At 61.8% G+C, this 18,057-nt stretch carries 19 protein-coding genes; 10 read left to right on the forward strand and 9 right to left on the reverse strand.

The features are described 5' to 3' along the window. The first annotated feature begins 119 nt into the window (after window positions 1-119). Window positions 120-923 carry a cyclase family protein gene (locus AAF563_04785; GenBank protein ID MEM7120570.1) on the forward strand — a complete coding sequence of 268 codons (804 nt, stop codon included), beginning with the start codon at window positions 120-122 and terminating at the stop codon, window positions 921-923. On the opposite strand, the gene AAF563_04790 is transcribed toward AAF563_04785, so the two are convergent. Together AAF563_04790 and AAF563_04795 are read right to left on the reverse strand one after the other, a co-directional pair. Continuing rightward, window positions 920-1,747, reverse strand: coding sequence for a methyltransferase domain-containing protein (locus AAF563_04790; protein ID MEM7120571.1), 828 nt, complete (start codon window positions 1,745-1,747; stop codon window positions 920-922). The genes AAF563_04785 and AAF563_04790 overlap by 4 nt on opposite strands. Continuing rightward, window positions 1,740-2,129: a carboxymuconolactone decarboxylase family protein gene (locus tag AAF563_04795; protein ID MEM7120572.1), complete on the reverse strand. Its 390-nt coding sequence runs from the start codon at window positions 2,127-2,129 to the stop codon at window positions 1,740-1,742. The genes AAF563_04790 and AAF563_04795 overlap by 8 nt, the downstream gene beginning before the upstream one ends. 161 nt (window positions 2,130-2,290) lie before the next feature. On the opposite strand from AAF563_04795, the gene AAF563_04800 reads away from it, so the two are divergent. The 6 genes from AAF563_04800 to AAF563_04825 all read left to right on the forward strand — a co-directional run bounded on the left by AAF563_04800 (window position 2,291) and on the right by AAF563_04825 (window position 7,499). Continuing rightward, a complete protein-coding gene (locus AAF563_04800; GenBank protein ID MEM7120573.1) occupies window positions 2,291-3,409 on the forward strand; it encodes an aromatic ring-hydroxylating dioxygenase subunit alpha in 1,119 nt (372 codons plus the stop codon). Window positions 3,410-3,476: 67 nt separating this feature from the next. Further along, window positions 3,477-3,959 (forward strand): hypothetical protein, encoded by a 483-nt coding sequence (locus AAF563_04805; protein MEM7120574.1) that lies wholly within the window; start codon window positions 3,477-3,479, stop codon window positions 3,957-3,959. A gap of 146 nt (window positions 3,960-4,105) precedes the next feature. Next, window positions 4,106-4,693: a sigma-70 family RNA polymerase sigma factor gene (locus AAF563_04810; GenBank protein MEM7120575.1), complete on the forward strand. Its 588-nt coding sequence runs from the start codon at window positions 4,106-4,108 to the stop codon at window positions 4,691-4,693. 359 nt (window positions 4,694-5,052) lie between these two features. Next, a complete protein-coding gene (locus AAF563_04815; GenBank protein ID MEM7120576.1) occupies window positions 5,053-5,562 on the forward strand; it encodes a hypothetical protein in 510 nt (169 codons plus the stop codon). Between the two features lie 82 nt (window positions 5,563-5,644). Next, complete coding sequence (locus AAF563_04820) at window positions 5,645-7,129, forward strand: S8 family serine peptidase (protein MEM7120577.1); 1,485 nt, start codon at window positions 5,645-5,647, stop codon at window positions 7,127-7,129. A 166-nt stretch (window positions 7,130-7,295) separates the two neighbouring features. Beyond that, complete coding sequence (locus tag AAF563_04825; GenBank protein MEM7120578.1) at window positions 7,296-7,499, forward strand: hypothetical protein; 204 nt, start codon at window positions 7,296-7,298, stop codon at window positions 7,497-7,499. Between the two features lie 37 nt (window positions 7,500-7,536). Here AAF563_04825 and AAF563_04830 read toward each other — a convergent pair whose 3' ends face one another. Next, on the reverse strand, window positions 7,537-7,944 hold the full coding sequence (locus AAF563_04830) for a rhodanese-like domain-containing protein (GenBank protein ID MEM7120579.1): 408 nt from the start codon (window positions 7,942-7,944) through the stop codon (window positions 7,537-7,539). Window positions 7,945-8,089: 145 nt separating this feature from the next. Here AAF563_04830 and AAF563_04835 point away from each other — a divergent pair, with 145 nt between their 5' ends. Both AAF563_04835 and aac(3) read left to right on the forward strand, forming a co-directional pair. Next, window positions 8,090-9,511 carry an amidase gene (locus AAF563_04835; GenBank protein MEM7120580.1) on the forward strand — a complete coding sequence of 474 codons (1,422 nt, stop codon included), beginning with the start codon at window positions 8,090-8,092 and terminating at the stop codon, window positions 9,509-9,511. After that, entirely contained in the window at window positions 9,504-10,307 is an 804-nt protein-coding gene (gene aac(3), locus AAF563_04840) for an aminoglycoside 3-N-acetyltransferase (protein ID MEM7120581.1), read from the forward strand. The genes AAF563_04835 and aac(3) overlap by 8 nt, the downstream gene beginning before the upstream one ends. Here the strand turns inward: aac(3) and AAF563_04845 are convergent. From AAF563_04845 to AAF563_04865, 5 genes are all read right to left on the reverse strand, one after another. Continuing rightward, complete coding sequence (locus AAF563_04845) at window positions 10,304-11,500, reverse strand: aminopeptidase P family protein (GenBank protein MEM7120582.1); 1,197 nt, start codon at window positions 11,498-11,500, stop codon at window positions 10,304-10,306. The genes aac(3) and AAF563_04845 overlap by 4 nt on opposite strands. A 76-nt stretch (window positions 11,501-11,576) precedes the next feature. Continuing rightward, a complete protein-coding gene (locus AAF563_04850; protein MEM7120583.1) occupies window positions 11,577-12,404 on the reverse strand; it encodes an ABC transporter permease in 828 nt (275 codons plus the stop codon). Between the two features lie 4 nt (window positions 12,405-12,408). Next, a complete protein-coding gene (locus AAF563_04855; GenBank protein MEM7120584.1) occupies window positions 12,409-13,641 on the reverse strand; it encodes an ABC transporter permease in 1,233 nt (410 codons plus the stop codon). A gap of 121 nt (window positions 13,642-13,762) precedes the next feature. After that, complete coding sequence (locus tag AAF563_04860; GenBank protein ID MEM7120585.1) at window positions 13,763-14,839, reverse strand: ABC transporter substrate-binding protein; 1,077 nt, start codon at window positions 14,837-14,839, stop codon at window positions 13,763-13,765. A 113-nt stretch (window positions 14,840-14,952) separates the two neighbouring features. Beyond that, on the reverse strand, window positions 14,953-16,074 hold the full coding sequence (locus tag AAF563_04865; GenBank protein MEM7120586.1) for an ABC transporter ATP-binding protein: 1,122 nt from the start codon (window positions 16,072-16,074) through the stop codon (window positions 14,953-14,955). 288 nt (window positions 16,075-16,362) lie between these two features. Here AAF563_04865 and AAF563_04870 point away from each other — a divergent pair, with 288 nt between their 5' ends. After that, window positions 16,363-17,601: a tetratricopeptide repeat protein gene (locus tag AAF563_04870; protein ID MEM7120587.1), complete on the forward strand. Its 1,239-nt coding sequence runs from the start codon at window positions 16,363-16,365 to the stop codon at window positions 17,599-17,601. On the opposite strand, the gene AAF563_04875 is transcribed toward AAF563_04870, so the two are convergent. Further along, complete coding sequence (locus AAF563_04875) at window positions 17,598-18,056, reverse strand: gamma-glutamylcyclotransferase family protein (protein MEM7120588.1); 459 nt, start codon at window positions 18,054-18,056, stop codon at window positions 17,598-17,600. The genes AAF563_04870 and AAF563_04875 overlap by 4 nt on opposite strands. Window position 18,057: the final 1 nt, after the last annotated feature.

Raw genomic sequence — 18,057 nt, forward strand, 5'->3', positions numbered from 1 at the left:
CGGGCGTGGCCGAAACGATAGGGTGTGGGAAGGTGTGGATTTGCTCAGGCATAGCCGATTGGCGCCGGCGGCGGCACAATGGCGCACATCGCATGCTTCTTGCTGGGGAGGTAGCCGCCATGGCGCGCCAGTTCATCGATATCTCGATGCCGCTCGAGAACGACGTCATCTCCGATCCCCGGCCGTTCAATCCCAAGATCACCTATATCGACCATCAGATGAGCGTCGATCGCATGGTCGCGTTCTTCCCGGGGCTCACGGGCGATGACCTGCCGGACGGCGAGGGCTGGGCGATCGAGAAGGTCGAGTTGATCACCCATAACGGCACCCATCTAGACGCGCCCTATCACTTCGCCTCGACCATGAACCGTAAGCTGGGCACCGACCCCGAGCGTGCCATCACCATTGACGAGGTGCCGCTGGACTGGTGTTTTCGTCCGGGCGTTAAGCTCGACTTCCGCCATTACGACGACGGTTACGTGGTGACGGCCACAGACGTGGAGGCGGAGCTGGAGCGCATTGGCCACGACCTCCAGCCGCTCGATATCGTCGTCGTCAATACGGCGGCTGGTGCTGCCTATGGCGGCGACAGCTACGTCGATTCAGGCTGCGGCATGGGCTACGACGCGACCATGTATCTGTTGGAGCGTGGCGTTCGCCTGACCGGCACCGATGCCTGGTCGTGGGACGCGCCGTTCACCTATACCGCCGAACGCTTCGCCGAGAGCCACGACGCGTCGATCATCTGGGAAGGTCACCGCGCCGGGCGCGATATCGGCTATTGCCACCTGGAAAAGCTGCACAATCTGGAGGCACTGCCTGGCGACGGCTTCACGATCGCCTGCTTCCCGGTCAAGATCAAAGGCGCGTCGGCCGGCTGGACGCGGGCGGTGGCAATTCTGGACGATTCAGCTTCCGACTAGGTCTTCCGGCAGATCATCTCGCGCGGCGCGCAGCGGCCGGCGGCGATGTTGGTGGCCATGTTCGCCACCTTCTGCTTGAAGTCCGCGCCCATCAACAGGTGCAGGCCGAGCGGCGGCGGACCGTCGGCGGCGTTCTTCTTCAGCCCATCGAAGAAGTCGATGGCGAAGTCGCGGCGGTCGTCCTCCTGCTCGATCGTGAAGCCGGCATCGGCCAGCCATCCGCGCATGGCATCCGGCGTGGCGAGGTAGCTGGTCGCCGGCGTCGCCGACCACGGCACCGGAAAGTCGAGATCGCCGCCTTCCGATCCCACCATCACATCGTAGATTCCGAAGACGGCGCCGGGTTTGAGGACACGTGCGACCTCTCGGTAAAGACCCGCCTTGTCCTCAATATTCATGGCGACATGCATGGTCATCGCAGCACCGAAGTGGCCGTCGTGGAACGGCATCGTCAGCGCGCTGCCGTCGTGAAACTCGGTGACATCGCTCAGGCCCGTCGCTGCTGACAGCATGGTAGCGACGGCGCAGTACTCCGGCGTCAGGTCGATGCCGGTGACGTGGCAGTCGTGGGCATCGGCGACGAAGCGCGCGGTGCCGCCAATGCCCGAGCCGACATCCAGCACGCTCATGCCCGGGCGAAGGCCCAGTTTGGCCGTGAACGTCTCCGTCGCCTTGACGCCGCCGATATGGAACTCGTCGACCGGCGCTAGATCGCGCGGCGTCACGTGCGCCATGTCGGGCACGACCGCGTGCACCGCTTCCATGATCCGCTGCGCCAGGTCGCCCTTGGTGTAGTGGCGAGCAACGGCGTCGTCGTCAGTCATCGCCGCCGGCCTCCTGCTCGGCGAAAACGCGCTTGGCGATGCGGAAACACTCGACACCGACCGGCACGCCGCAATAGACGGCGATCTGATGCAGGATCGCCTGGATCTCATCCTTGGTGACGCCGTTGGTCAGCGCACCCTTCAGGTGCAGTTCCCACTCGTGCATGCGGTTCAAGGCCGCGATCATGGTGAGGTTCATGATCGAGCGGGTGCGCCGGTCGAGCGTCTTGTCGCCCCAGGCGTATCCCCAGCAGTTCTCCGTGACATACTCCTGGAACGGCCGGTTGAAGTCGTCCGCGGCCTCTAACGCGGCGTCGACATAGTCCCGGCCCAGGACCGCTCGGCGCTCCTCCAGCCCACGTTCGAAACGTTCTTTGTCCATGGTTGTGTCCCCCACTGGATGCTGTGTCTGCCAGCCATACTCGCCATCGTGCCCACCGGAGGCAACGACTTCGGGGGGCACGTGTCGTTTCGGCTTTACGCGCGGTAAAAAATAGGACAAAAATTTTGCCGAGCTGAGATTCCCATCGGGAGGTCCGGTGAATGGCGGATGTCGCGATCAACGTTCGAGATGAGGCGGGCGGCCCTTTGAGAGCCCTGGAGGCGCGGTGTTACACCGATGCCGAGGGTTACCGCCAGGAGATCGATCGGATCTTCCATCGCACCTGGCAGTATGCCGGCCACGTATCGGCGCTTTCGAAACCCGGCGACTACATGGCGTTCGACCTTCTCGGCCAGCGCCTGTTCTCGATCCGGGACCGGGAAGGTAAGGTGCGCACGTTCTATAACGTCTGCCAGCACCGCGCCCACGGCTTGGTGGAGGGCAGCGGCAATCGCAAGTTCATCACCTGCCCCTACCACGCCTGGAGTTACGGCCTGGACGGCAAGCTTCGCGCGGCGCCGGCAAGCGAGAAGACGCCCGGTTTCGATAAGAGCGCGATCTGCCTGACCGAAGTCCGGACCGAGGTCTTCGCCGGTTTCATCTTCGTCAATCTGGACGAGGACGCGCGCCCGATGGAGGCGTGGTTCCCGGATGTGGAAGCCGAGCTGCGTGCCTTCGTGCCCCATATCGACGAGTTGGCGCCGGCCTCCTGGATATCGATTAACGAAGCCTGCAACTGGAAGGTCACGGTCGAGAATTACTCGGAGTGTTATCACTGCAAGATCAACCACCCGACCTTCGCCAATGGCGTGATCGAGCCTGAAACCTATAACGTCGCGCCCAAAGGCTATTGTCTGCGGCACACCACACGTTCGGCCAATCTGGACCGCATGACCTATCCGATCGACCTGGACGCCAACGAGCATGCCGGCGACTACAGCTCCTGGTTCCTGTGGCCGGCCTTCTCGTTCCAGGTCTACCCCGGCAATGTGCTAAACACTTATCTGTGGCGGCCCGACGATGTCGGCAACACGACGGTCTGGCGCGGCTGGTATTCGGCCGGCGGGAACGACGACGATGTCCTGACCCGCCTGGCGCAGCAGGACCTGGAAACGACAGTGGCGGAGGACATTCGTCTCGTTGAATCCGTCCAGCAGGGTTTGGCCAGCAAGGGCTATCGTCCGGGACCCCTGGTGATCGATCCCGAGCAGGGGCTGAACAGCGAGCATTCGATCGCCGCGCTGCATGCCTGGTACCGGGAGGCGATGCAGGGCGACTGAGGCCGTTGGCCTAAGGCCGCCGCCTCTGTCATCATCCGAGCATCATGAATGAGGGGGAGTTTGCGCCATGGCCGTGGCCGTGTTGTGTCTCGTGACCGTGCTCTATGCCGGATACAATCTTTTCATCAAGGTCTCCGGCGGTCACGTCCCAGAAACGGCGACGACGACGCTTCTGGCCACGATTTGCGTGCAGGTGGCGGCGCTCTGCGCATCCGCCTTGTTCGCCGGTGTTCTGCTCGCCCAGGGCGGCCACAGCTTCCGGCTGTCCTCATCGACCTATCTGTTCGCGCTGGCGGCGGGGCTCTGCATCGGCGGCGCCGAGATCGGCTATTTTTACCTGTTCGGCAATGTCGGCGGGATCAAGCCGATGGCCGCCAACGTGGCGGTACCGGCGATCGTGGTCGGCACCATCATCATTACCATGGTTGTCGCCCATTTCCTGCTGCGCGAGGTGCTGAGCCTGTGGCAGGTCGCGGGCATCGTCCTGGTGGTCGGCGGTATCGTCCTGCTGTTCGTTGGTGGCAGGGGCGGGTCGGCCGGCCACGTGTGAGGCGACGGGCCCTCAATCGGGGTGATCCGGCGCGTTGGCGGGGGCGTACCAGACCAGAATAGACACGTTAGGAACCCGCCGGTGTTACCCTATTGTTCGCGCGATCGCCGATTGTAGCGGTTCGCGTCATGCTGTCTGATGGCCCCATGACGACGGGCAAACAGGGCGCCGTGCCGAGAAACGGCAAGCGGTGGGAGGTCTGCATGGCGGCCATCGCGCGCGAACGGGACAAGGACTCGTTCGGCGAGCTGTTCGACCACTTTGGACCGCGCATCAAATCCTACCTGCGCCGGCTGGGCGCCAGCGACGTCTTGGCCGAAGATCTGATGCAAGAGGTCATGCTGACCCTGTGGCGCCGCGCCGACCAGTTCGACGCCCGCAAGGCCGCCGTCAGCACCTGGGTTTTCACCATCGCGCGCAACAAGCGGATCGACGCCCTGCGCCGCCAAAAGCGGCCGGAGGTCGATATGGGCGATCCAGCGACCGCGCCGGACCCCGAAGACGATGCGCCCAAGCCCGACGAACAGGTGAACGCGGGTCAGTTGGCTGACATCCTGCGCGCGGCGATCGGCGAACTGCCGCCCGAACAGGCCCAGCTCCTGAACATGGCGTTCTATGACGACAAGTCCCACACCATGATCGCCGACGAACTGGACCTGCCTTTGGGCACGGTCAAGTCGCGACTGCGGCTGGCGCTCAAGAAACTCCGTACGGGGTTAGGCGATGTCGGGTGAAGAACTGACTACACCGACACGAACACAGGTGCATACACCTCGTTCCTGGCCAAGACACCACCTATTTCACGGTTGAGAAAACGCCCCAAATCATCTTAGAGTTGTGCGCTGGTGTTTGTAGTCGCATAAAGGTTCTGCGATCGCAGGGGAATGCAGCTGTCAGATCCACATCCTGAAAAAGATGACAAATAGGAATAGAACTGAATTTTATTGATTAGTTTTCGAATACTCTAAGGAAGAAATTCGACAGTATTCCAGAGTTTGGACTAAATACTGAGCGCCCCTGAAGTTCGATACCGTGACCTTCTCGCGACAGTTACTAGCTGGTACTGGTCCAGACGTTGCTTCGGAGGGAAATCATGAGTCTTCGCATAGTCTCAAAAAGAGGCGCCGCAGCCGGCGCATCCCCGCAGCCAATGGCTGGAGGCCCACAGGACGACGATGGTTGGTCTTCTCGGATCGCTAAACTTGTGCCTGCTGAAGCGCTAGGCCTTTACGGAACCGGCCTGGCCGTGCTTGGGCGCTCGAAAGAAAATGAGACGACCGATACCCTTGCCGCCAATACCGCTGGCGAAGTCTTCCTCTCTCTTGCAGGTGACCCACCGCTAACCGGCCTCTTGATTCTTTTCGTTGCCTGCCTCGTGATCTGTGTTGTTGTTCGTTATCGGGCAACACAGGATCCCGTTTCGAAGAAGCCTCAGTGGGCCGCTGTCATCGTGGCAGCCGTGTCTTTCATAATTTGGGTTGTCGTCCTTGAGCCTCCTGCCGGCCCGGTATCGCTCGGAGAGTACAGCTATCTGGGTGCGTTGGTGGCGGTCATTTGGGGTGCCGGTGTGCCGCTGTTCTACAAGGGAGACCCACCAGGATAAAGCATGCCCGGTAAGGGTAAGGGCGAACCGGTCGAGAAATGGTCAGTGCTCTTCTGTCCTGACCTTCAAGGGAGGATTTCGCATGGCAACTGATGTTGGCCTGATGGCACCGGTCATGTTCGCTGAGGGATTGGAGTCGGTCGTCCGTGACTCCGAACAACTCTCCGCTTCGGTCGAGACACTGGCCGCTGACGTACGCGTCACGCTCGCGGTGTCAACGTTGAGCGGCGAGCCTATTCAAGAGCAGCGAGGTACGCTTACCCCTGACAACATTGAAGACTTCCGACCTCATCCGAAGGCCGAGGAAAGGGCGGTCGCGCGTGCTGAGGAACTGGGGCTGACCGTTATCAAGCGTGGGCGCTTTGGGATCACGGTGAGCGGGCCTGCCGACCTCGTACGTGAGGTATGCGGGACCGAATTGGTCGTCCAGACGAACGCCAGGTTCAGTGATGTTCGATCGACGCAGGAGTTCAGCTCCAGCTTTGCGCCGTTGGAACCCACCGACCTGTTTTTGGTTCCACAGAACTCGCTGACGATTCCAGCGGCAATTGATGACTCTATCGATGATTTCGTCTTCATTCCTCCTCCGATTTTGTTCGCACCAGATCCGTCGCCACCGGCCGCGTCGTTTCACAACATTGGCAGCGGCGACATTCGTCACCTGCTGAACGTGCCCAACGAATTTGATGGAAGCGGAATTCGGGTCGGTGTGGTCGACACGGGCTTCTATGAACATCCTTACTACAAGGCGAACACCTTTGATTATCAACCTATAGCGACGGCGTCGGCGCCGGATGCCTACATCGATGATCATGGGCATGGAACCGCGATTACGTTCAACGTGTTCGCGACCGCCCCCGGTGCGCGGGTGTGTGGCTACAAGCAGACCAATCCCCCACAGATTGCGCTCGAAGATGCCGCAGACGAAGAAGCGGACATCATAAGTTGTTCGTGGGGTTATGATCGGGAACAGGTCTTTCCCATCCTTCAGGCGACGATACTGAGCATTATTGCTGATGGCGTTATCGTTCTCTTTGCTGCAGGCAACGGTCACTATGCTTGGCCCGGTAGCGAGCCGAGTGTCCTGAGCATCGGTGGTGCCTTCTGGAATGAGAAACACAAGCTTGAAGCCAGCAACTATGCAAGCGGATATCTAAGTAGTTTGTTCCCGGGCAGGCGCGTTCCTGACGTATCCGGTTTGTGCGGCGAGCGGCCGAAAGCGATCTATATCATTATGCCTACCCAGCCTGACAACCTTATGGATCGAACGTTGTCTGGCACGCCTCATCCGAGTTTTGATGAAACCGATGATGACGATGGCTGGGTAGGCGCGAGCGGCACCAGTAGTGCGACACCCCAAGTCGCGGGTATCGTCGCCATGATGTTGCAGAAGGCAAGGCAGATAGGCCGCACACTCGATACGTCCGATGTTCGAGCGATCCTTGAAAGCTCTGCCGTTCCGATAACGCAAGGCCGCAACGCAATGGGATTCCCTGCCGTCGGACAACCGAATGTCGCGGTGGGTTGGGGCCTGGTTGATGCGCGCGCGGCGCTGGCCCAGGTGTAAGGTTAATCGGCGAACTGGCCTAATCGGTGTAGGATCCCCAAGTAGGCGGTATCCGAATGGCGAGAGGGAACACATGACTACCGTAGCAACGGTCCGTGTTCGAAGTGACACTCCAAGCGACAAGGGAGGTCGACCGAAGCGTGCAGATCTCGAGAAGGCCGCCGGATTGTTAAAAGAGCGAGGTTTTCTTATCAAGCGGATAGGACGGTTTGGCGTCAGCATCGAAGGCGACGATGAGACCTTTGACCGCGAACTCGGCATGAAGCTGGCAAAGGGCAAGTCGTTTGTCGGCAAACCGCATCCCGAACTCGAGCAACTCGAGAGGCTCATCGACCTCATCGAGGTCACGTCTGAACCGGAGTACTATTAGCCGCCGCTTGCTTTGCCCACCAGTTCTGCCGAACGCGTCAGGCCTTCTTCTTTCGCGGCCGTTCGACGACCTCGCCGCCGGCCTTCTGCCACGCAGTGAAGCCGCCCTCCATATGGGCCACCGGCTCCAGGCCCATGTCCTGGAGCGCCTTGGTCGCAAGTGCCGAGCGCCAGGCCGATGCGCAATAGAAGATGAACCTCTTGCCGGAAGTGAAGATCTCCTTGTGATACGGGCTCTCGGGGTCGACCCAGAACTCCAGCATGCCGCGCGGCACGTGCATTGCGCCGGGGATCATGCCTTCGCGGTCGAGTTCGCGGACATCGCGAATATCGACAATGACTGTGCCGTCTTCGTCCAGCAGCGACTTCACGGTCTCGACCGGCACCGTCTCGATCTCCTGGCTGGCCTTCTCGACCATCTCGCGCACTGTCGTCTTCAACGCCATTCGTGTCCTCCGCAGGCTGGGCGGTCCCTATAGCACCACGGCGGCGCGTCGATGGGAAGCGGTGACGGCGCGACAGCCTTGCAATCCATGGTGTAGGGTCGCCGGCAAGAGCCCGCCGGCCGCCATAAGTTCAGCGAGGAAGCCCATGTCCACCGAGATCATCTACATGACCGCAACCGAGTTGCTGGCGCGCTTCGGCGACAAATCCCTGTCGCCGGTCGAGGTGACGCAGGCCGCGCTGGATAGGCTCGATACGACCGAACCCAAGATCAACGCCTTTCAATATGTCGACCATGAGTCCGCCTTGTCGGCGGCTCGGAAAGCGGAGGCGCGGTGGCAGCGCGGCGAACCCCAAGGCGCGCTCGAAGGCGTGCCGGTGACGGTCAAGGATCTGATCCCGCTCAAGGGCTGGCCCGTGCGCATGGGTTCGGCAACAACCGACGAGACGCCGTGTGATTTCGACGCGCCGTCGGTCGCGCGCCTGCGCGAAGCCGGCGCCGTCTTCCTGGGCAAGACGACGAGCCCGGAATACGGCTGGAAGGGCATCACCGACGGGCCGCTGTTCGGCTATACACGCAATCCCTGGAACACCGCGCACAGCCCGGGCGGCTCAAGCGGAGGGGCCGCGGCAGCCATGGCGGCGGGCGTCGGCGCGCTCGCGCTCGGCAACGATGGCGGGGGATCGATCCGCATCCCGTCCAGCTATTCCGGCATCTACGGCATCAAGCCCAACTTCGGGCGCGTACCCGACCATCCGCGCGAAGGCGCTTTCTGCACGACCTCGGCCGAAGGGCCCATGACCCGCTCGGTCGAGGACGCCGCCTTGATGCTGAACGAGCTTGTTAAGCCCGACGTGCGCGACTGGTACGCACTGCCCTATGACGACAGAGATTGGCGCGACTGCCTGGACGACGGCATCAAGGGATGGCGCATCGCCTACGCGCCAGGCCTGGGCGGTGCCAAGGTCGAACAGGAGGTGCGCGAACTTGTTGATCTTGCCGTTGAGCGCCAGAGGGGCCTGGGCGCCAAGGTGGAGGAGGTCGGCACGGTGTTTGAGCCTCTGGAGCCCCAATTCACCGACTATTGGCTGGCCGGCTTTGCCTCGATCCTGCGCGGCATTCCCGACGCCAAGCACGATCTGCTCGACCCGCGCTTCCGCGACCTCGCCGAGCGCGGCCTCGCGGTGACGCTTGCGCAGTACAACGAGGCCATGGTGGCGCGTGCGCGACTGGGCGTCACCATGAAGCGGTTCCACGAGACCTATGACCTTCTGGTGACGCCGACGCTGCCGACGACGGCGCCGATCGCGGAGACACCCTATCACTCGCAAAGTCTGCACCGGTGGAACCATGCGGTGCCGTTTACGCTGCCGTTCAACCTGACCGGACAGCCCGGCGCGTCCGTGCCGTGCGGGCTGGCGAGCAACGGCTTGCCGGTCGGCCTGCAACTTGTCGCCGCGCCCTATCGCGAGGATCTGGTGTTGCAGGCGAGCCGGGCGTTTGAGGCTGAAGCGCCGCAACTTTGGCCGCAGCCGCTTGTCGAAGAGGCGCTTGGGACTGGTGGATAAGAACGCCGCGACCTCTGCTTCTCTCGTCGCCGATGGCCGCCGCCTCGGGCTGGAACCCGGCGACACCGTCATGATGCACGCGTCGATGCGCGCCGTCGGTCCAATCCTGGGCGGGCCGGACGTGCTGATCGATGCGCTGCGCGAGGTTATCGGGCCTGACGGCACGCTGATGATGTATGCCGGTTGTCAGCCGCCCTATGACCACATCGGCCGCGGCGGCTTCGACGATGAGAACTTGGCATTCATCGAGGCCAACCTGCCGCAATTTGAGACCGCGTCATCGCGCGCCGACCGGGATCACGGCGTCTTGGCCGAGTTCCTGCGGACCTATCCCGGCACGGTCTGCAGCGATAATCCGCCGGCGCGCATGGCAGCGCTTGGTGGCCGGTCGGTGGCACTGACCGCCGATCATCCTCTCAACTACGGCTTCGGTCCGGGATCACCGCTCGCCAAGCTGTGCGAGACCGGCGGCAAGGTGATGCTGATCGGATCGGATCATGACTCGGTGACGCTTCTGCATTACGCCGAGCATTTGGCGCCGATCCCGAACAAGCGGATCCTGCGGCTCAAGCTGCCGATTGCCGGCAAGGGCTGGGTGGATATCGAAGAGTACGACACGACCAGCAAGGGCATTGTCGACTGGCCGGATCGCTTCTTCGCCACGATCGTCGACGATTTTCTGGTGAGCGAAGGCATCGCAGCCGGCCGGCTTGGCCGCGCCGAGACAGTGGTGCTCGACGCCCAGGCGCTGGTCGATCACGCCTTGCCGATGATGGTTAAGGAAGCCGCCACCTAACCGACGATATTGTGCTCCGGGCCGACGGGGAAACCGGTGATGTTGTTGGCGCCGTTCTCCGTCACCACCAGGATGTCGTGCTCGCGGTAGCCGCCGGCGCCGGGCTGGCCTTCGGGAATGGTGATCATCGGTTCGATCGATACGACCATGTTGGGCTTGAGTTCGGTCTCGATGTCCTCGCGCAGTTCAAGGCCGGCTTCGCGTCCGTAATAGTGCGAGAGCACGCCGAACGAATGGCCATAGCCGAAGGTGCGTTTGTCGAGCACGCCGTATCCTTCGTAGATCGCGTTGAGCTCGTTGGCGATATCGCAGCAGCGCACGCCGGGCTTCACCAGCTCCAGGCCGCGGCGATAGACCTCGCAGTTGATTTCCCAAAGCCTCAGGTGGTCGTCGGACGCGTGGTCGCAAAAGAGCGTGCGTTCCAACGCGACGTAGTAGCCGGCGACCATGGGGAAACAATTGAGGCTTAGAATGTCGCCCGCCTCGATCTTGCGGGTCGTCACCGGGTTGTGGGCGCCGTCGGTGTTGACGCCCGATTGGAACCAGACCCAGGTATCGCGGATCTCCGAATTCGGATGGCGCCGGGCGATCTCACGCACCATGGCGTCGGTCGAGGCGAGCGCCACTTCGTGTTCACCGACGCCGACGCCAACCGCGTCGGCGCATGCTTGGCCACCGATATCGGCGATCTGGGTCGCGCTCTTGATGAGCGCGATTTCCTCATCGGATTTCAGCATGCGCATGGCCATGGTGAGCTTGCTGATGTCGACGAACTCGGCGTCCGCCATGGCGGTCTTCAGCTTGTCGAGGTTGTCGATCGTGATGTGATCGAACTCGACACCGATGCGCGATGCGCTACCGATTAGTTTCTGGACCGCGCGGACATAGTTGTCCCGGCGCCAGTCCGTATAGGTCAGGGTGTCGCCGGTGCGCCGCCACGGTTGGCCATAGTCGATATTGGCGCAGATCGCGGTCGCGCGATCCTGGGTCACGGCCAGGCCATAGGGGCGGCCGAAACTGCAATAGAGGAAGTCGCTGAAGTAGTGGATGTTGTGCATCGACGTGAAGAGCACGGCGTCGACGTCGTTTTCGCCCATCATGGCGCGGAGTTTCTTCAGCCGCGCGGCCATCTCGGCCTCGGAAAAGGTGCCGGCGACCCGCTCGCCGTTTTCGATGACAAGAAGATCTTCCATGGGCCTGTTCCATTCATGGCTCAGCCGGCGCGCCGCAAGGCGGCGCCCGACAAAGATAGTCTAAGAAGCGTTGGTCCTAGTTGCGGATCCCGCGCAGGCGTTCGGTACGCCGCCGCAGCATTTCCATGCACACCATCAGCAAGATGGAGATCAAAATCAGCATGGTGGCGACCGCCGTGATAGTCGGCGACAGGAGCTCGCGAATACCGCTCCACATTCTTCGCGGTAGCGTGTGTTCCTCCGTCGTCGCCAGCATGATCGCGACCACCAGCTCGTCCCACGAGGTGATGAAGGCAAACAGCGCGCCGGAGACGATGCCGGGCAGGATCAGCGGGAACGTGATCTTGAAGAACACGCTGACCGGTGAGCCGCCCAGGCTGGCGCCCGCGCGCACCAGATTCTGGTCAAAACCGACCAGGGTCGCGCTGACCGTGATGACGACAAAGGGTACGCCGAGCGCGGCATGCGCCAGGATCAGGCCGGCCAGCGTGCCGGTCAGGCCGATCTTGGCGTAGAAATAGAACATGCCGACGGCGGTGATGACGATCGGCACGACCATCGGCGAGATCAACACCGCCAGGATCACGGTCTTGCCCGGGAACACCGCCCGGTTCATCCCGAGCGCGGCGAGCGTGCCGAGTACCGAGGCGATAAGCGTCGCGAAGAAACCGATGATGACGCTGTTCTTCAGGCCCAGCAGCCATTGGGGATTGGTGAAGAAGTCCTCATACCACCGGATCGAGAAGCCCGGCATGGGATAGGTGAAATAGGGCTCCGCGTTGAACGACAGCGGCATAATGACAATGATCGGCGCGATCAGGAAAAAGAAGATCGCGACGCAGATCAGCCGGAACAGGTAGTACCAGATGCGGTCCCAGGGGCCAGCGTAAGCGGGTAGCGCCATCGTTCTATCCCAGCTTCAGCTTATCGACGCCGACAAGCTTGTTGTACATCAAGAACATCACCAGCGTCATGGCCAGCAGGATCACGCTGAGCGCGGCGGCCAGGCCCCAGTTCAGGGTCTGGTTCGTGTTCGACACGATGAAGTAGCTGAGCATCTGGTCATCGGGACCGCCGACCAGGGCCGGCGTGATGTAGTAACCCAGCGACAGAATGAAGACGAGCAGGCAACCGGCGCCGATGCCCGGCAGGCACTGCGGCAGGTAGACCTTCATGAAGGCGGCGAGAGGTGTCGCGCCCAGCGAAAGTGCCGCGCGCATATGCCAGGGATTGATGCCCTTCATGACCGAGAACATCGGCAGGGCCATGAACGGCAGCAGAATGTGAACCATGGCGATATAGACGCCGAGCCGGTTGCGGATCAGCTCCAGCGGTTCGCTCCACAATCCAACCCAAAGACCGAAGTCGTTCACCAGGCCTTCCGATTGCAGCAGCACCAGCCACGCGGTGGTGCGCACCAACAGCGACGTCCAGAACGGTAGCAGCAGCAGGATCAGCAGCAGGTTGCTCTTCGACGTCGGCAGGGTTGCTAGAAGGTAGGAGATCGGTAGGCCGAGGAAGAAGCAGATGAGGGTCACAAAAATGCTGATCTCGACTGTGCGCCACAGCACTTCCAGATAGATCTTTCTGTTGTCGTCAACGCTGACGATGTTGCCGTCGACATCGCGCGTGTGATCGACCGCCCAGAGCAGGTAGTAATCGGTCAACGGCGGCGTCGCCGTCTTCAAGGGCGCCCAATAGGCGGTATCTTCCCAGCGCCGGTCGATATCGATGAAGGCGTCGAGCATTTGATCGTCCGGCAGACTGAGCGACTCGGCGATCTTCTTCGACGTCTTCATGATCAACGAGCGATAGCCGGATATGTCGTAGTTCATGCGCCGCGCGACCGCACCCAGCGTGCGGTCCTCGCGCGCCTGCGCGATCTCGCGCGCGAAGGACGCGATCGTCTCGTCAGGCGGATAGCCCCGGCCGTCCCACTCCTCCAGCATCGGCGTGGTTTCCGGCAGGGTTTCGACGAACGCCGGTTCCTGAACGCTGAGCGTCAGCAACTCGGCGATCGGATAAATGAAGGTGATAAGCAGGAAAACAAAGAGCGGAGCAATCAGGGCGAGGGCCCAGACCTTGCGCATCCGTTCTGCGCGACGCAGCTTGATCTTCAGCGGAACACCGTCCGCCGTCATCATCACATTGTCTGGTTCTGCCGTAGCGCTCACGCCTTCGCTCCCTAAACGATCACCGGCGTCTTGCGGTGATCACGGGGTACGCGGAGTTAAGTCCCCGCGTACCCCGGACCAGACAGGTTTACTGGCTGCGCCAGACGTTGAAACGCTCTGTGAGCTCTTCAACGTGGTCGCCCCACCAGACGGTGTCGACCCAGTAGGCATTGCCCGTGTTCTGCGGCGCGGTCGGCAGATGCTGGGCGATGTCCGGGTTGATCAGCTCGCCCGCGGCATAGGTCGTCGGGCCGTACGAGATGTACTGCGACTGACGAGCCATGACGTCGGGACGACTGGCGTACTCAATGAACTTCAAACCCAGATCGGTCTCGGGGTGACCGGCAGGGATCATCCAATAGTCATAGTCGATGCCCTGACCGTCCCAGACGATCTTGAAGTTCTTACCTTCCTCGACAACCGCGTTGTAGATGCGGCCGTTCCAGGCGGTGGTCATGACGACTTCGCCATCAGCCAGGAGCTGCGGAGCCATCGCACCGGAGTCCCAATAGATGACGTGATCCTTGATCGAATCGAGTTTGGCAAATGCACGCTCGATCGCTTCCTGCGGATTGTCGTTCATGTAGTTGGCCAGTTCGGCGGCGGGCACGCCGTCGGCGATCAGGGCCATCTGCATGGTGTGACCGAAGCCGTTGGCGTAAAGGCCACGCTTGCCCGGGAACTTTTCGACATCGAAGAAGTCGTCGACGGACGTCGGCGCGGATGCCGGATCGGTGTAGACGTCGCCGTCATAGGCGTAGATCGTCGCCCATGAGATCGTGCCGACACCGCAATCCAGAGCGGCATTCGGCAGGAATCCATCGCGACCACCGAACTGCTCATAATCGAACTCGTGCGCGAGACCTTCGTCACAGGCAGCCAGAATGGTGCCGCCTTCGGAGTCGATCACATGCCACTTGTACTCACCGGTCTCAACCTGGACGCGGATTTCCGGGATCGTGCCGGTCCACTCATCCTCAAGGATGGTCAGGTTGATCTCTTTCGCGGCCGGCTTGTAATAGGCTTCGCGCTGGCTCATGGAATAAGCGCCGCCCCAGGAGGCGACGGTAATCGTGTCTTCGGCCGCGGCGGGACCCGTGCCCGCCAGACCAATCACGGCAACGCCACCAAGCGCCGCCATCGTTGTCTTCCACAAACGGGTCATATTGTAACTTCTCCCTTGCTTCAGATTAGGAGTGTCGGCGAACGAGCCGGGGTTATCGTCCGCCACGCTTGCCTCCTTCGATGGGCCGCTAAGCAGCCCTGTTAGCAGCCTCGTCAAGAGGCCGCATCCAACGCCCGGCAGTCTTCGGACCGCCAGCCGATTCGGATTGTGTTGCCTTCCGCCAGCGATGGTGCGCCGGTTGTGCGCGGGACCTTGATCACAAAATCGTCGTGACCGCACACATTGGCGCGCACACGCGTGTGATCGCCCAGATAGATCAGCTCCTCGACCTTGGCATCGAACACGTTGTCGCATTGCTCGCCTGACGGGTCGATCGTGACGCTTTCGGGCCTCAGCGACAGCGTCGTCCGGCTGCCGACACCATCGATTTTGATCGGCAGGGCGCGGACGTGTTCGCCGCTGTCCAGGTCGACCTCGCACATGCCGCCATTGGCCGCCTTGACGGTACCCAGAAGGCGGTTGTTCTCGCCGATGAAGGCCGCGACGAACGCGTTTTCTGGCTGTTCGTAAAGTTGGCTTGGCGTCGCCAGCTGCTGAATGACACCGTCGTCGAACACCGCGATGCGGTTCGACATGGTGAGCGCTTCGCTCTGGTCGTGGGTGACGTAGACCACGGTCACACCGAGGTTCTCGTGAATGTGCTTGATCTCAAGCTGCATCTGTTCGCGCAGGTTCTTGTCGAGCGCGCCCAACGGCTCGTCCATCAAGACGAGCTGGGGCTCGAACACCAGGGCGCGAGCCAGCGCGACGCGCTGCTGCTGGCCGCCGGAAAGCTGAGCGGGACGGCGGGTTCCGAACGCGCCAAGCTCGACCATATCCAGCGCGCGCTGGATCTTTTCCTTCTGCTGGGCCTTCGGCATGCGCCGGGCCTGCAGCGGAAACGCCAGATTCTCCGACACCGTCATGTGCGGAAACAGCGCATAATTCTGGAACACCATGCCGATGTCGCGCTTGTGCGGCGGCACGGTCTTCAGCGAATGACCGTTCAAGACGATGTCGCCATGGGTCGCCGACTCAAAACCCGCCAACATCATCAGGGTCGTTGTCTTACCGGAACCCGACGGCCCCAGCAGTGTTATGAATTCGCCACGCTCAATGTTGAGATTGAGATCTTTGACGACAAGAATCTCGCCGTCGTAGGTTTTTTGAACGTGTTCGAAGCGCACCAGCGGCTCGTTGCTTCCAGCCACCGTGCTCTGCCCAGCTTCGGCCATGGTATCGTTGTGTATCCTCGCCCAGACGGATCATTCGTTTTCATTGTTTCGGTCGGCGGTTAACCCGCTTCTTGTCCCGTATCTGACTCTAGGAGTCGCATTTTGACGGTCGATGTGTCAACACGCGTCAACCCAAAGGTTCTCAGATCTGCGATGCAATCATTGCCTTTTTCTGATCAATCCATCAAGCGCGATAGTGCCGTGATGTATCAGACTTTCCGCGTATCCGCCGCTCGCTTGTCGTCGTTTACAGGTTCTGCAACCTATTGTAGGTGCTGTGCCATTTTCGTGGTGTTGCTCGCACTTTTGCTGTTGCCGGACGATATCCGCGCCGATGATTTGCCGGTCAGCCCCAGTACGGTCGCCGACATGCTGATCGAGGCCGGGATGGTGTCCAAGGAGCGATTCGAAGAGGTTGACGACCGCTATGTCGGCCCCCTTCTGATCGGCGGCCAGGGTGAGCCCGGTGAGGATGATCTGGAGGGGCGCGGCATGAGCGTCCTGATCTATCCGGGCGAGGCGGGCGGCACCGCGCAGATCCAGTTCATCGTGATTCCGCCATGGGACAATCTGGGCAGCCGTATCGACGCCATCGCCGCGATCGTGTCTGAGGTGGCAGGTCCGACACCCGAAGGTCCCGCCTTCACGGCCGATGACGACCCGGTCAGAGCGGCGATGTCGCCCGGTGGTCAATGGCTATACGGCATCATGCTGGAGTCCTGGCTCGGTTGGCCCGGCTCGCCGCAACGCGTCGTGCGCGTGATCGATGGCGTTGCCGTCATCATCGAAGGCGTGCCGCCGGAAATCTGGGGCATCACCATCGTTCCCGATGCCGGTTACGGCGACTGGACCTGGCCCGGCATGTCGCCGGACACCGACAGCGACGAGGTCAAGGAAGCCCGGCTTGCCATTCGAAGCGGCGACTATGCCCGCGCGGTCGAACTGCTGGAGGCAGCCGGTGAGCGCGATGAAGCCGCCGCCGGCGCCTTGATGGGTGACATGTACCGCCTGGCGCGCATCGGTCCGGCCGACCAGGAGGAAGCATCGGATTGGTATCTCATCGGCGGGCGCCACGGTTACGGCCCGGCGATTTATGGCCTGGCGATGATGGCGAAGGATGGCTGGGGCATCGTGCCGATGAACAATCTACGCCTACCCCTGCTCGAAGACGCGAAGGAGGCGGGCATGGCGGACGCCGTCTACGTGCTGTCCAGTCAGCCGGACGGCGTCTTCTACATGCGCCCAGAAGGCGTCAGTCAGATTGACCAGGTTCACCAGGCCGCCGAGTGGGGCCTGCTGGCCGCCCAACTGGACCTCGCCGAGCGCTATGCCACCGGCAACGGCGTCGACGCCGACCCGGTGCGGGCCTATGCCTGGGCCTCGGTCGCGCTGGCGAACACCGATCCTGGTCTGGATTACATTCGCGCGCATCAGCTCGAAGCCGATATCGGCAGTGCGCTGAGCGATGAGCAACGGGACGAAGCCCGGTCGCTTGCCCAGGAACTCGCAAGCAGCGGCGCCAATTAGGCCAGCGCTTCGAGCGACTCAATATAGGCGTCGGGCAGGCCGTGTTCGCGAGCGCCCTCCAGCATCAGTGCCAGATAGGCCGACGCCACCTTGAACGGCCCGGCTGGTCGGGCGACGCGGTAGAGATCGCCCTTATGCCAGCCACCGTCCTCGCCCAGGACCAGAAAAGTCTCGCGTCGGTAAAGGCCTTCGCCCAAGTTTTCGAGCGCGTCCAACGCATCGAAATCGGCGCGGCGGATGCGGTAGAGGATACCGTGAACCAGGTCGCCCGGCGCCTCCATGATGGTGCTGATGCCACCCTTCATGTTGGTCGAGAAGCGGCGGAACTCGATACGGTAGTTGGGCAGGGCCGCGCGCATGACCGCGGTCGCCGAGGGGCATTCCTGGCGCAGATACCGGCTCGCCATGTTGGAGCCATAGGCGAAGCTCAACAGTTCGTCGTCGGCCAAATCCATT

This window comes from Pseudomonadota bacterium (assembly GCA_039028155.1).
Classification (GTDB): Bacteria; Pseudomonadota; Alphaproteobacteria; order SP197; family SP197; genus JANQGO01.